The organism is Inhella inkyongensis, assembly GCF_005952805.1.
GTDB classification, from domain to species: Bacteria; Pseudomonadota; Gammaproteobacteria; order Burkholderiales; family Burkholderiaceae_C; genus Inhella; species Inhella inkyongensis.
Genome location: NZ_CP040709.1, coordinates 3,669,823 through 3,683,006, shown reverse-complemented (window position 1 = coordinate 3,683,006; position 13,184 = coordinate 3,669,823). Strand labels below are relative to the sequence as shown.

11 protein-coding genes are annotated in these 13,184 nt (G+C 69.5%); 5 read left to right on the top strand and 6 right to left on the bottom strand.

Annotated features, from left to right (window positions below; translation table 11 throughout):
* Position 1: 1 nt before the first annotated feature.
* The 5 genes from FF090_RS17320 to FF090_RS17300 all read right to left on the bottom strand — a co-directional run bounded on the left by FF090_RS17320 (position 2) and on the right by FF090_RS17300 (position 6,697).
* A complete protein-coding gene (locus tag FF090_RS17320; RefSeq protein ID WP_445666890.1) occupies positions 2–772 on the bottom strand; it encodes an NYN domain-containing protein in 771 nt (256 codons plus the stop codon).
* A 28-nt stretch (positions 773–800) separates the two neighbouring features.
* Complete coding sequence (locus FF090_RS17315) at positions 801–1,385, bottom strand: hypothetical protein (RefSeq protein WP_138857917.1); 585 nt, start codon at positions 1,383–1,385, stop codon at positions 801–803.
* Between the two features lie 61 nt (positions 1,386–1,446).
* On the bottom strand, positions 1,447–1,905 hold the full coding sequence (locus FF090_RS17310; protein ID WP_175423702.1) for a GNAT family N-acetyltransferase: 459 nt from the start codon (positions 1,903–1,905) through the stop codon (positions 1,447–1,449).
* The gene (locus FF090_RS17305; RefSeq protein ID WP_138857915.1) at positions 1,902–2,696 is read right to left on the bottom strand and encodes a carbon-nitrogen hydrolase family protein; all 795 of its coding nucleotides are present in this window, start codon (positions 2,694–2,696) and stop codon (positions 1,902–1,904) included. Before FF090_RS17305 ends, FF090_RS17310 begins: the two co-directional genes overlap by 4 nt.
* A complete protein-coding gene (locus FF090_RS17300) occupies positions 2,693–6,697 on the bottom strand; it encodes a YhdP family protein (protein WP_138857914.1) in 4,005 nt (1,334 codons plus the stop codon). Before FF090_RS17300 ends, FF090_RS17305 begins: the two co-directional genes overlap by 4 nt.
* On the opposite strand from FF090_RS17300, the gene glnE reads away from it, so the two are divergent.
* Both glnE and FF090_RS17290 read left to right on the top strand, forming a co-directional pair.
* Positions 6,696–9,464, top strand: coding sequence for a bifunctional [glutamate--ammonia ligase]-adenylyl-L-tyrosine phosphorylase/[glutamate--ammonia-ligase] adenylyltransferase (gene glnE, locus FF090_RS17295; RefSeq protein ID WP_138857913.1), 2,769 nt, complete (start codon positions 6,696–6,698; stop codon positions 9,462–9,464). The genes FF090_RS17300 and glnE overlap by 2 nt on opposite strands.
* The gene (locus tag FF090_RS17290) at positions 9,437–10,024 is read left to right on the top strand and encodes a rhomboid family protein (protein WP_138857912.1); all 588 of its coding nucleotides are present in this window, start codon (positions 9,437–9,439) and stop codon (positions 10,022–10,024) included. The genes glnE and FF090_RS17290 overlap by 28 nt, the downstream gene beginning before the upstream one ends.
* Here FF090_RS17290 and FF090_RS17285 read toward each other — a convergent pair.
* Positions 9,998–10,468, bottom strand: a complete 471-nt coding sequence (locus FF090_RS17285) for a CreA family protein (RefSeq protein ID WP_138857911.1) — start codon at positions 10,466–10,468, stop codon at positions 9,998–10,000. The two genes, FF090_RS17290 and FF090_RS17285, sit on opposite strands and share 27 nt — an antisense overlap.
* 155 nt (positions 10,469–10,623) lie before the next feature.
* Here FF090_RS17285 and FF090_RS17280 point away from each other — a divergent pair, with 155 nt between their 5' ends.
* From FF090_RS17280 to FF090_RS17270, 3 genes are all read left to right on the top strand, one after another.
* The gene (locus FF090_RS17280; protein ID WP_138857910.1) at positions 10,624–11,772 is read left to right on the top strand and encodes an LVIVD repeat-containing protein; all 1,149 of its coding nucleotides are present in this window, start codon (positions 10,624–10,626) and stop codon (positions 11,770–11,772) included.
* 182 nt (positions 11,773–11,954) lie between these two features.
* Positions 11,955–12,308 carry a GntR family transcriptional regulator gene (locus FF090_RS17275; RefSeq protein ID WP_138857909.1) on the top strand — a complete coding sequence of 118 codons (354 nt, stop codon included), beginning with the start codon at positions 11,955–11,957 and terminating at the stop codon, positions 12,306–12,308.
* Entirely contained in the window at positions 12,305–13,183 is an 879-nt protein-coding gene (locus FF090_RS17270; protein ID WP_138857908.1) for an ABC transporter ATP-binding protein, read from the top strand. The genes FF090_RS17275 and FF090_RS17270 overlap by 4 nt, the downstream gene beginning before the upstream one ends.
* Position 13,184: the final 1 nt, after the last annotated feature.

Sequence of the window (13,184 nt, the reverse complement as noted above, 5' to 3'; positions counted from 1 at the left end):
CTCAGGCGGGCTGGGGCGCCGGCGCGGTCGGCACCCTGGCCTTGAGCCTGACCCAATGGCCTGAGCCGTTTTCTTGGCTCAGGCTTAGCTCGGGGTAGCAACGGACCATGTCCGACAAGGCGGCGTGCCCATACAGCTTGGGCGAGAAGGCCGGATTGGTGCGTTTCATGTACTGGCCGAGTGCCCCCAGGCCCACGCGGCCATCCGGCGTGCCCGCCGCCAGCAGCGCCACGGCGTCCAGCAGGGCCTTGGGACGTTTCTTTGGCGGTGGCTTAGGCGCTGCAGGGGCGCTGGCCTTGGCGGGGCATTCGACGGCTTCGGGCGCCACTTCGGGCGCGGCCCACTCAAAGAACTGATCGCTGGCGTTGCGCAGCGCGTCGGGTGACTTGGCCTCGCCAACGATGTAGACGGTGGCACCGCGCTCGCGCAGCTTGCGGCACAGATAGGCGAAGTCCGAGTCGCTGGTGACGAGGCAAAAGGTGTCGGCGCGCTGATCGAACAGCGCCTCCTGCGCGTCCAGCGCCAGCGCGATGTCGGCCGTGTTCTTGCCCGCCGCGTACTGGTACTGCAGGCAGGGGCTGAAGGCCAGTCGCACCAGGGCTTCCTGCCAGCGGTTGGCCAGCGTGCCGGGGTTGCCGTAGCCGCGCCGCAGCACCAGGCGGCCGAATTGCGCAACGACTTGCAGCGCGTACTCCAGGATTTCCGGTGTGGTGTTGTCGCAATCCACCAGCACGGCGACCTTGGCGTCGCGGTTCGCTTCCATCGGACCCATGGCCCCTCCCTTTGTTGTGGGAGGAATGCTAGACCCGCAGTGCCACCAGGTCCTGCGCCAGCATCATCAGCGAGGCGCGCAGCGCGGCCTCTTTGGCCAGGCGCTGGCGTTCGCTGGCGAAGCCGTGGTCCAGCCAGCCGGCCTTGGCCTGGCTGCGGATGCGGCGCTGGTAGATCAGGCGGCCGCCCTCGCCCTTTTCGCGCAGGCGGTACTCCACCTGGGCCTGGGCCTCAGAAGGGCCCAGCAGGCCTTCGGCTTCCAGGGCCATGAGCTGGGTGTCGAGTTGGTAGCGCCCGGTGCCGGGAAGGGGAGCGAGAAGACGCAGTGCGCGCAGCTGGTCTTCCAGCGCGTCGCCCACCGTGTCGGGGCTGGTGCGGCTGCCCCACAGCCAGGCCAGGGTCTTGCGCAGATAGCCGACGGCCGGGGCATCGGCTCCCGTCACTTCGCCCAGCGCGATCTGGCCCTTGAGTTGGTCGTCGACAAAGCTGCGCCACTGCAGCGCCTGGCGCGCGCTGATGGCCAGCGGCGGCGACTGCACGGCGCTGCTGCAGCCCGCCAGCAGGGCGGGCAGGGCGAGCAGAACGGTGCGACGGGCGGTCTGACGGGCGAGCATGGAGGGAAGTCTAGGTAGGCTCCCTGCACTTCAGCGCGAACAAAAGCCCGCCCTTGGCGGCTCAGTTCCGCGCCGCGCGCCGCAGCACCGGGTGCCGCGTTAGCGCCTCGGCGTGCGCCACAAAGGCATAGGCCCACTCGTTCTCGGCCACCACCGCAAAGCCCAGTTGTCGATGCAAGGCCAGGGACTCGGCATTGCCTTTGCGCACATGGCTGTGCAACTCGCTCACGCCGTGTTCAGTCACCCAAGCCAGTACCGCGCGCAGCAGGTCTAGCAGCACGCCGGCCTGTCGCCAATCGGGGTGCAGGCAAAAGCCCCGCACAAAGGCGCGGCCAAGCTCTTGCGGCTGCAACAGCACGTAGGCCACCAACTGCCCTTCGCGCCACACGCCCAGGGCGTGGGCGCAGTGCAGCGACTCCTGGATGCGCCGGGCCTGGGCCGCAAGGTCGAGCGCGCCGCCGTCGGCCTCGCGCAGGGTCAGGGCGTCCAGCGCCAGCAGTTCAGCGGCGCTCGGGCTCACAGCCGCCGATGCTGCAAACAGGGCAGGGCCTTGCGCACGGCCTCTAGGCGGCGGAGCTCCAAGGTGGCCAGGGCCAGGCCCTCCCCCTCGGGCACGCAGGCCAGCACCTCGCCCCAGGGGTCGACGATCATCGTGTGACCCCAGGTGCGGCGGCCGTTCTCGTGCAGGCCGCCCTGGGCCGGGGCGGTCAGGTAGGCCAGGTTCTCGACCGCGCGGGCGCGCAGCAGCAGCTCCCAATGGGCCTTGCCCGTGGTGTGGGTGAAGGCGCTGGGAGCGCAGATCAGATCGGGCGTGAGCGCGCGATAGAGCTCGGGGAAGCGCAGGTCGTAGCAAATGGAGAGTGCCGTGCGCAGGCCCTTCATCTCGAAGGCCACGGGCTGGCTGCCGGCCTGCTGCACGCGGCCCTCGTCATAGCTTTCGCCCAGGCCGCTGTGGAAGCTGAAGAGGTGGATCTTGTCGTAGCGGGCTTGCAGCTGGCCTTCCGGCCCGAACACCAGGCTGGTGTTGCTGACCTTGTCGCTGCCTTCAGACTTCAGGGGCAGCGTGCCGCCCAGCAGCCACACGCCATGCTGGCGCGCCAGCTCACTGAGCAGGGCCTGAATCGGCCCCTCGCCCAGTGCTTCGGCCACTCCCAGCTTGTCCGTGTCGCTCTGGCCCATCAGGCAGAAGTACTCGGGCAGGGCGATGAACTCGGCGCCTTGGGCGGCGGCCTCGTTCACCCAATGGCGGGTGCGCTCGAGGTTGTCGTACAGGCGCGGGGTGGAGACGAGTTGGATGGCGGCGAGTCTCATGGCGCGGAGGCGGCGGGGGGGATGGGGTCGGGCTTGTCCAGCTTGTCGACCTTGGGGTCCGCCCAGGGCCCGTGGATGTGGAACTGCTGGGTGTTGGCCGCGGCCAGGGGTTTGCGCAGCAGCAGCTGGGCCAGGAAGGTGGTCAGACCGATGGCGGGGTTGATGGCGGCATAGGCGAGTGAGGCGCCGCCGGCGTTCACATCAGGCACCACCAGGGCCTTGAAGTCGGCGGTTTCGCGTTGCAGGTCGGCGCTACCGTCCATCAGCACGCTGGCCTGCGGGCCGCGCATGCGCAGATTGCTGCTGCGCGCCACGCCCTGGGCGATCTTCACCTCGCCGGCAAAGTCGTCAAAGGCAAAGCCGTCGGCGAATACATCGCGCCAATCGAACAGCAGGCGGCGCGGCAGGGATTGCAGGCTCAGCACCCCCAGCAGGCGCGCCGCACCCGGCTGGGCCTTGAGGAACTGGCCGGCGCCCAGTTGCACGCTGAAGAGCCCGTCCAGGCCGCCGATGTCGGGCGAGAGCGGCGAGCCGCGCCAGCCGAGCTGCCCCTTCATCTCGCCCTTGCCGCCGCGCACGGTGTCGGGCAGGCCCAGGGCCGTGAGGTAGTTGCCACTGTTGGCCAGACTCAGTTGCCAGTCGAACTCGCTGCGGTGGCTTTGCGGGTTCCATTGGCCTTGGGCTTGCAGGCTGGCGTCGGGGTGGGTGAGCGCAAGGCGCGACAGAGCCCAGGCCTGGCCGGCGGCCGCGCCCTGGGCCTTGAGCTCCAGTCGGCCGAGCTTCATGCCGCGCAGTTCGAAGTCATCGACCACCACATCCAACCCGGGCAGCGCGCCCACGGCCCGGTCCAGAGCCTGGTCGACGTGCTCGACCTCGCTCTTGGGCAGGGCCAGGCGCGCCAGGCGGGCGTGCAGCTGGGCCGGTTGCTGCGGGCTGCTGGGTTCTTGGTATTCCAGATAGCCGCTGGCCTGGGTGGATTGCAGGGTGGCGCGCCACAAGGGGGCGGCGCGGCTGCGATCCAGGCTGACGCCGGCGCTCAAGCCCTGCAGGCTGCGGCCGGACCAGATCAGTTGCGGGGTGTTGAGGGCGATGCGGTCGGGCAGCAGGGCGCTGCTGCCGCCGGCCAGGTTGCGGGTGCTGGCGCGCCAGGCGTCCAGATCCAGGCGGGGCAGGTCCAGCTGCACATGAAAGCCCTGCTCGGGCAGTGCGAGTTCGCTGGCGCTGTTCGCGTTTTGTCCGATGCGCAGGCCGCCACGCAGGCGCTGGCCGGGGCTGAGCTGCAGGCGCCCGCGCACCAGGGGCCCCATCTGCAGGGTCAGGTGGTCCACGCGCTGGGCATCGGTCAGCCAGCTGACGTTCAGCGGCCAGTTGGCCTCGGCGGCCTTGTTGAAGGGTTCGGGCAGGTCGGCACCCAGGCCGGTCAGGCTGCTGCGCAGGCTGAGCTCGCTGTGGTCGTTGAACCATTGGCCGCTGAATTGGTAGCTGGTGCTGCCGCGCCATTGCTGGGCCAGTTGCGCCAGCGCGCCCCATTCGCTGGCGGCGCGCAGGCCCTCGGCGCTGGCCTGTCCCTGGGCCGTCAGGCGCAGGCTGCCGTCCCGTTGGGTGCCGCCGTCCAGTTTGAGCTCGCCCCCCAGCCAGCGGGCCTGGGCCGTCGGGATGCTGAGGCTGCGCTCGGTGAATTCGGCGCGGGCGCGCACGTTTTGGAAGGACGGCAGTTCGGGGCGCAGACGCAGTTCATTGCCGGCCAGCAGCACATGGCCTTGCACCTTGGTTTGGTCGGCGTGCAGCAGCGGGATCTGGAAGCTCAAGCGACCGCTCACCGCGCCACTGGCCTGGGCGGCGTCCAGCGCGTGGGCAGTCCAGCCGCCGATGGGGGTGTTGCGCAGGAATTGCAGTGCGTCCTGGGCCGGGCTGCGCCAGCCGGCGTCGATGCGCAGCAGCGGGTCTTTGGCCAGATGCTGGATGCCGGCCTGCACGCCCTGGGCCTCCAGCGCACCGACGCGGGTGCGGGCGTTGCGGATCTTCAGGCTCGGCCCCTCGAACAGGAGTTCGCCGTTCAAGTCTTCCAGCGCCGGCCAGGGGGATTGGTAGGCGGGCCGGGTTTCATCGGCGGCATGGCTGGGCAGGAAGGCAAAGCGCAGGCCGGCGGCGCGGGCGCTGACCTTGAACTGTCCGCCGCCCTTCTCGAACGGGAACTGATCCAGCGGACCCTTGAGCGTGAGCTGCACATGACGCAGCTGGCCGCCCTGCAGCGCGTCGGCCAGGTAGGTGCGCACCGCCGCATTCAAGGGCAGGGGCAGATAGCGCTTGAGCGCGGCGGCCTGCAGCTCGGGTAGGCGTCCGCTCAGCTCCAGATGGCCATAGGGCGAGGGATCGGCGGGCTTGGGGCCGCGCCACTGGCCGTCCAGTTCCACCAGGCCGTCGGGGGTGCGCAAACGGGCCTGGCGCAGCTGCAGACTCCAACTCTGATCGGGGCGGCGCTGCCAGATCAGCTGGGCTTGGGCCTCGCGCAGCGGCAGGGCCTCATCCACCAGCAGGCCGGGCCAGGCCAAGGCGCCGTCGCGCACCTGCAGCTTGGCCTGGCCGCCGCGTTCGCTGGCATTGACGGTGAGCGCGGCGCCGTGCAGGCCGGGGTCGCCAAGTTTCCCTGCATCACTGGCCGCCAAAGCGGCCCAGGCCAGGCCGCTGGCGCTGGCATCCACCTGCCATTGGGCTGGGGCGTCCAGGTTGCCTTGCCAGCGCGCATCCAGTTGCTGAACCAGGCCCTGCGGTGCGCGTTCAATCAGCTCGCGGTGCAGGGCTGCGCCTAGGGGCAGGCGCTCCACCAATTCCGCCAGCAGGCCCAGGTCGAGCTGGGTGGTTTGCAGCCGGCCGCCGGACAGGCTGCGGCTGCGCAGTGACTGCCAGGCGGCGTCCTGGGGCGGGTGCTCCAGGCTCAGGGTCAGGCGGCTGGGCTGCCACTGGCGCGCGTGTCCCGCCTCATCCAGCAGGGTGAAGCGCAGGCCCTCGGCGCTCCAGCGAGAGCCGGTGGCCAGCGCGGCCCAGCTCAGGCGGCCATGCAGGTCCTCCAGTTGCAGGGGTTGGACGCGCGGCGACAGCCGCATGCGCACGGCGCGCAGGGCCAGGTCCAGGTCCAGCTCGGTGAGTTCGCCCTTGCGCAGACCGGCCCATAGGCGTAGCGCGCCATCGCCCTCGCTGAGGTCGAAAGGCAGGGTCAGATGCCGACGCAGCTCGGCCACCTGGGCGCGCGGCAGTTCGGCATAGAACAGGCCGCTCCAGCGCTGCCACTGACTCGGCCGGGCCAGCAGCGGCTGGCTGACGCGGGCGCGCAGGCTGAAGCGCTCGCCCCAGCCGGCGGGTGGGTGGGCGTCCAGGCGCAGTTCGTGGCGGCGCAGGCTGTTGCGAAGCAGCAGGTCCACGCCCTGCAGGGTCAAGGGCGGCGTGGCCGTGCGCTCGTCCACCCAACTCAGGCGGCCGCCCTGGATGGCGATCTCGTGCTGGCGCAGCACCCAGTCGAGCAAAGGGCTGTCCGTGCCGTCTTGATGGCTGAGCTTCTGGCCGGCAATCCAGAGCTGCCCCTCGCGGTCCAGGCGCAGCGCCAGCTCGGGCTGGTGCACATAGAGCTGCTCCAGCCGCAGGCTGAGGGTCAACAGGGAGCGTGCCGACAGCGCGGCGGTGACGCGCGGCAAGCGCAGGGCCTCGCGGCCCTGGGCGTCGAGCAGGCGCACCTCGCTGAGGTCCAGCGCCGGGATCCAGCCCCCGGTGCGCACCTGGATGGCGCCGATGCGCACCGAAGACCCCAGCCACTGTGTGGCACGGGCTTCCAGCTCGGGCCGCCAGTGATCGACCTTGGGCAGAATCGCCCAATGCAACACCAGCCACAGGCCCAGAACCACAAACCACAGGCCCAGCACGGCCACCAGCAGCCAACGCAGGCCGCGGCGCAGCCAGCGTGCCGGGCGGTGGCAGGCGGCAATGATCTTGGAAGCGAGTGAGGACATGGCGGAAGGGTGCGAAGTGTCGCCGCTGAAAGAGGCCTTGGCCGGTCAGATCGAGCCAGATCCGGCGGCGCACAGTCGCTTTGTGCAACGCATCCGGCGGCGCTACGCCGACCAGCTGGCGCTCCTGCCCCATGGCGCGCTGGACGAAGCCGCGCTGCGCAGCCTGATTGCGGCCCTGCAGGCCCAGGGGCGCCCCCTGGGCCAGGCCCTGCGCATCGCCCGTCAGCTCTGGCTGGAGCGCCTGGCCAGCCTGGACTGCGCGCAGCAACTGCCGCTGGCGGGCGTGACCCAGGCCATGACCACGCTGGCCGAAGTGGCGCTGGACCTGGCCGTGCAAGCCGCGCGCGCTGAGTTGAGCGAGCGCCATGGGTCCTTGCGCAACCCGCAGGGGCAGGAGATTGCCTTTTGGGTGCTGGGCATGGGCAAGCTCGGCGCGCGCGAGCTCAATGTGTCGTCCGACATCGACCTGATCTATGTCTATGAGGAAGACGGCGACAGCGATGGTGCGGTGAGCCTTTCGGCGGCCGAGTACTTTGGCCGTGTGGCCAAACGCATCCAGACCCTGGTGGGCGATGTGGACGAGGACGGCCAGGTGTTCCGCATGGACCTGGCCCTGCGCCCCAACGGCAAGAGCGGCGCACCGGCCTGCAGCCTGGCCAGCCTGGAAACGTATTTCTACGCCCAGGGCCGCGAGTGGGAGCGCCTGGCCTGGCTGAAGAGCCGGGTGGTGGCGCCGCGCGACCCCGAGACCCTGCGCCGCGCGCAGGCTCTCAGCCAGTTGGTCACACCCTTTGTGTACCGGCGCTACCTGGACTACAGCGTGTTCGAGGGTCTGCGGCAGATCCACCGCATGATCCGTGAGGAAGCCCAGCGCCGTGCCGCCGGCCGGCCCGAGCGCGCCAACGATGTGAAGCTGAGCCGGGGTGGCATCCGCGAGATCGAGTTCATCGTGCAGTTGCTGCAGGTGGTGCGCGGCGGGCAATTTCCCGAGATCCGCACCCGCTCCACCCTCAAGGCCTTGGAGCGCTTGGCCGCCGCCGGCCTGATGAAGCCCGAAGCCGCGCAGGCCTTGGCCGGTGACTACACCCTGTTGCGTCAGATCGAGCATCGCATCCAGTACCTGGACGACCAGCAGACCCATTGCCTGCCCGAGAGTGATGCGGACTTGCGCTGGATTGCCGAGACCCTGGGGTTGCGCTGTGAAAGAGAGGCTTGTCAGCTGTTCGAGCGGCTTTGCGAGACCCGCGAACGCGTGGCGGCCGAGTTCGATGCCCTGCTGCATGACGGCCAGGCGCCGCAGTCCGGCGGCTGCAAGAACTGTGGCGGGCCGCCACCGACGTTGGACAGCGAGAGTTTTTTGGCCGGACTGCCCGAGCCGCTGCAGGCGGCGGTGCGCGGCTTCGCAGCCCAGCCGCGTGTGCAGGGCCTGAAAGAAACCGCCAAGGAGCGCCTGGCGCGCCTGTTCCAGCGCGCGGCCACCCAGGTGGAGCAGGGCGATTGCGAACCCGCTGCGGCGGCGCGCTTTGTGGATTGGGTCGAACCCCTGCTGCGGCGCGAGGCCTATCTGGCGCTGCTGATCGAGCGTCCGGCGGTGCTCACAAGGCTGCTGCGCCTGCTGGGCCTGGCGCGCTGGCCCATGCGCTATCTGATGCAGCACCCGGGCGTCATTGACGAGTTGGCCGACGCCCGCCTGCTGCACGAGCGCTTTGACGCCGCTGCCTTCCGCCAGGAGCTGACCGATCGCTTTGATGCCTGGGCTCGCTCTGGCGAGGACGACGAGGAAAGCCTGCTCGACGCCCTGCGTCGCGCCCACCACGCCGAGGTCTTCCGCACCTTGGTGCGCGATGTCGAGGGTCGCATCAGCGTGGAGCAGGTGGCCGATGACCTCAGCGCCCTGGCCGACGCCCTGCTGCAAATGGCCATTCAGTGGTGCTGGGCGCGCCAGCTGCGCCTGGGCAAGGCGCACCGCCCCGAGCCACGCTTTGCGGTCATCGCCTACGGCAAGCTGGGCGGTAAGGAGCTGGGCTATGGCTCGGACCTGGACGTGGTCTTCCTGTTCGACGACGAGCACGAGGACGCGGTCGAGGTCTATGCCGCCTTCGTGCGCAAGCTGGTGCCCTGGCTGACCCTGCAGACGCGCGCCGGCGGTCTGTTCGACATCGACACCGCGCTGCGCCCCAATGGCAACAGCGGCCTGCTGGTCAGCAGCCTCAAGAGCTTTGCGGCCTACCAGGAAGGGCGCGGCAGCAACACCGCCTGGACCTGGGAGCACCAAGCCATCACGCGGGCCCGCTGGTGTGCCGGCAACCCCGAGCTGGCCGCGCCCTTTGAGGCCGTGCGCCAGGCCGTGATGACCGCCCCGCGCGCCCCTGAGGCGCTGCGCGCTGAGGTGCTGTCCATGCGCGACAAGCTGCGTCAGGCGCACCCGGTGCGGGCCGGTCGCTTCGAGCTCAAGCACAGCCCCGGCGGCATGCTGGACGCCGAGTTCGCGCTGCAGGCCCTGCAGCTGCTGCACAGCGCCGCGCATCCCGAGCTGATCCCCAATCTGGGTCTGATCGCCCTGCTGCAGCGGGCGGAGAGCGCTGGCCTGCTGCCGCAGGGCGTGGGCCGCGCCGCTTCCGATGCCTACCGAGAGCTGCGTCGCGCCCAGCACCGGCTGCGCCTGGATGAGCAGGCCACCCATCTGGACGCGGGCGATCTGGGCGAATTGGCCGGCCACCGCGATGCCGTGCTGGCCCTGTGGCACGCGGTCTTCCCGTCGGTTTGAACTGGGCGCTGGCGCTGGTCGTGCTGGCCTTGGCCGCGCTGGCCGGCCTGGGCTTGGAGGTGCCCCGCTGGCAATGGCAGGCCCACACCTTGTGGCAGGAGCCCTGGCGCTTGTGGACCTGTGCGCTGGTCCATGGCTCGCCCCTGCATGCCGGGGCCAATGCCCTGGGTGCGCTGCTGCTGGCCTGGCTGGGCTGGCGCGCGCGCCTGAAAGCGCGCGATCTGTGCGCTCTGGGTCTGGCCTGGCCGCTGATGCATGCCCTGCTGGCGCTGCGTGCCGATCTGCCGGCCTACTTCGGGGCTTCGGGCCTGTTGCATGGGGCGGCCACCCTGGTGGGCCTGGGCCTGCTGCGCGGCAACGCGCATGAGCGCCGCATCGGCTGGGCCTTTTTGGCCGTGCTGGCGCTCAAGCTGTTGGCCGAGCAACCCTGGGGGCCGGCCTTGCGTTACGAGCCGCTCTGGGGCGGCATGGCGACGGTGCCCTTGGCGCATGCGCTGGGTGCGGCCGTTGCACTGGGAGTCGCCGGCTTGTTCTCAGCGTTGCACCGGCACCAGGGTTGAGCGCGGCACCGGCACGGCCGTCACGCTGTTTTGCGGCGAGCCATCGATCAGCCGGTCGGTGTAGGTCAGGTAGACCAGGGTGTTGCGCGTCGCATCCACCATGCGCACCACGCGCAGGCGTTTGAAGAGGATGGAAGCGCGTTCGCTGAATACCTCTTCCTGCTGGGGTAGCGGGCCCTTGGGGAATGCAATGTCGCCCACCTGGCGGCAGGCGATCGATGCCTCGGCGCGGTCCTCGGCCAGGCCGAAGGCGCCCGACAGCCCTCCGGTCTTGGCGCGTGAGACATAGCAGGACACGCCCTGCACACGCGGATCGTCATAGGCCTCCACGACGACTTTGTGATTGGGGCCGATCAGCTTGAAGGCGGTCGAGACCTCGCCGACCGGCTCGGCGGCCAGCGGCAGGCTCAGCGCGGCAAGGGCAAAAGGCAGAAAGTTGCGCATGGGTTTCTCCCGTGGGGCCGCGTTTGTAACCGCTGGCGCGTTTTCCCACTCGGCGTCAGCTTCTTGGCTGGGGGCGAGCCCCAAAGTTGGGGGGAGGTGGCGTGCAAGCTTGGGTGCCTGACGTGCTGCAATGCCGCCGACTCTAGGGAGATCCAATGAAAAGAAGACAGGTGATTGCGCGGGCCGGCGCATGGCTGGGTGCACCGGCGCTGCTGGCGGCCTGTGGGGGCTCTGCCGGGTCGGCCTCTGTGCCGACGCCGGCCCCAGCTCCGCCGCCACCGCCCGCATTCAAAGTGCTCGGCGAGTACGCCACGCAGTCCGCCGCGTCGAGTTTGGCGACGACGGCCCACGGTCGGCGGCTTTATCTGGACGGTGAGTCGGCGGGGCTGCAGGCGCTCGACGCCACAAATCTCAGTCAGCCCAAGTTGCTGGGGAGCCTGCCCCTGCAGTCCTTCAACGGTGGGCGGGATTCCATTCAGGCCCTGGCGGCTCATCAGCACCGCGTCGCGGCGCTGGTGGTGCCTGGCTGCGCGGGCACTTGCAGGCCCTCTGGCCTTGAGATGGTGATGGCCGACTTCAGCGAGCCAACGCAACCCAGATGGCTCAAGCGCTTCGGAACCGACCTCATCGATCTGGCCTGGATGGGCGATCGTCTGCTGCTCCTGCAGGGCCCCCCGGTCGACGAGTTCTTCTCCGCGCCACGTGCTCGGCTGCTCGTGTTGGACATTGGCATAGACGGCACGCCGACCCCCGTCAGTCAGATCGAGGGCTTGCCTTTGGGTCGACTGCGGGTGCAAGGCACCCGCGCCCACCTGGTCTACGGTACGGCGGATGGGGGCTCGGGCTTGCAGACGATCGATCTCATCGATGCGGCGCGTCCAGTTCTCGGGCCAGCGTCGCACCCGCTCGGTACTCGGCTTGAACAAACGAGTGGCCCGCACGCTGCGCAGACCGGCGACTTTCTCTGGCTGCTGAAGTCGGGTGAGGCCAGTCTCACTCGCCTGAATCTGCGTCATGCCGATCTGGCGCCCGAGCGCCAGGCTTTGCCTGGACCTGCCCAGCACATCGCGCCCCTGGGTGGCGGACTGCTGGTCGCCTTTGGCGAGGCCGGCGCGCGGCTGATGAGCGGTGCCAGCACCGGCACGCTCAGCGCCGGACCTCAGATTGAAGTCTCGGGCGCGGTGGCCAGTGTGGCTGGCTTTGGTGACTTCGGGGTGGCCTGGTTGCCTGCGCAACAGGCGTGCAGCCCAGGGGTTTGCACACTCTTGAGAGGCGCTCGCGCGGGTCTGTTCGCCGCTGGGTGAGGTGGCGTGTGGCGGTTGGCCTTGGGGGCGGGCCGTCAGCAGTTGGCGCCGAGCCGACCGACCGTTTGTCCGCGTTTCCTGCATTTCATCCCCGCCAAGCCCCGCTGCATCGTGCGCCGGATGAGGGCTCCCAGGTTGGCCGGCATAGTGTGCTACATCACCAACACACCGGAGCAGCCCCTATGCTCAGCACCTGGAACGACACGGCGCCGATTTACCGGCAGCTGGCCCAGCAATTGGCCGGCCAGCTGATGGACGGCGAGCCGGCCGAAGGGCAACCGATGCCCTCGGTGCGCCAGCTGGCGCAGCAGTACCTGATCAATCCCCTGACCGTGAGCCGGGCCTTGCAGTCCTTGGTGGACGAGGGCTTTCTGGAGCCGCGCCGGGGCCTGGGGATGTATGTGACCGAGGGTGCGCGCAAGCGGCTGATGCACAGCGAGCGCGATGCCTTCTTGAAGGACGAGTGGCCGGTGCTGCGCGAACGCCTGCGCCGCCTGGGCCTGTCGGCCAAGGATCTGAACTGGGAGCAAGCATGAGCACGAACCTGATCGAAGCCAGCGGCGTGACGCTGCGCTATGGCCGCGCCAAGACGGCCGTGGACAACGTCTCCTTCACCCTGCCCAAGGGCCGGGTGGTGGGCCTCTTGGGCCACAACGGCGCGGGCAAGACCTCGCTGATGAAGGCCCTGGTGGGCATTAAGGGCGTGGAGGGCCAGCTCAAGGTGTTGGGCCGGGACCCGATGGCCGAGCGCAGCCAGTTGCTGACCGAGTTGAGCTACATCCCCGATGTGGCGGTGCTGCCGCGCTGGGCGCGCGTGTCGGAGCTGATCACGCTGATGACGGGTCTGCAACCCAACTTCAGCGCCGAGCGTGCCCGTCAGCTGATCCGCCGCACCTCGGTGGGCCTGAATGACAAGGTCAAGAACCTCTCCAAGGGCATGACGGTGCAGGTGCATCTGGCGCTGATCGCCTCCATCGACGCCAAGCTGATGATCCTGGACGAACCCACCCTGGGGCTGGATGTGATCAGCCGCAAGGGCTTTTACGAGATGCTGATCGACGAATGGTGCGACGGCGAGCGCAGCGTGCTGATCTCGACCCACCAGGTCGAGGAGATCGAGGCCCTGCTGACCGATGTGCTGATGATGGACGAGGGCAAGCTGGTGCTGAACCTGAGCCTGGAGGCGATGGAAAGCCGCTTCTACGCCCTGGCCCACGACCCCGAGGCGGCCGATGCGGTGGCCGCCGCCCACCCGCTGCTGCGCTACCGCTCGATGGGCGGCAAGCCGGCCGCCCTGTTCGACGGCGCTGTGCCGCCCCATGTGGAGCAACTGGGCCAGCGCTTCCGCCCCAGTCTGGTGGATCTGTTTGTGGCCTTGACCCGCAAGCCCGAACTGGCGCCGCGCGCCTGAG

Excerpts from the sequence above, each read along its gene's own strand:
- FF090_RS17275 (WP_138857909.1), top strand. The coding sequence starts at position 11,955 with ATGCTCAGCACCTGGAACGACACGGCGCCGATTTACCGGCAGCTGGCC.
- FF090_RS17320 (WP_445666890.1), bottom strand. The coding sequence starts at position 772 with ATGGGTCCGATGGAAGCGAACCGCGACGCCAAGGTCGCCGTGCTGGTG.
- glnE (WP_138857913.1), top strand. The coding sequence starts at position 6,696 with ATGGCGGAAGGGTGCGAAGTGTCGCCGCTGAAAGAGGCCTTGGCCGGT.
- FF090_RS17270 (WP_138857908.1), top strand. The coding sequence starts at position 12,305 with ATGAGCACGAACCTGATCGAAGCCAGCGGCGTGACGCTGCGCTATGGC.
- FF090_RS17305 (WP_138857915.1), bottom strand. The coding sequence starts at position 2,696 with ATGAGACTCGCCGCCATCCAACTCGTCTCCACCCCGCGCCTGTACGAC.
- FF090_RS17285 (WP_138857911.1), bottom strand. The coding sequence starts at position 10,468 with ATGCGCAACTTTCTGCCTTTTGCCCTTGCCGCGCTGAGCCTGCCGCTG.
- FF090_RS17315 (WP_138857917.1), bottom strand. The coding sequence starts at position 1,385 with ATGCTCGCCCGTCAGACCGCCCGTCGCACCGTTCTGCTCGCCCTGCCC.
- FF090_RS17300 (WP_138857914.1), bottom strand. The coding sequence starts at position 6,697 with ATGTCCTCACTCGCTTCCAAGATCATTGCCGCCTGCCACCGCCCGGCA.
- FF090_RS17280 (WP_138857910.1), top strand. The coding sequence starts at position 10,624 with ATGAAAAGAAGACAGGTGATTGCGCGGGCCGGCGCATGGCTGGGTGCA.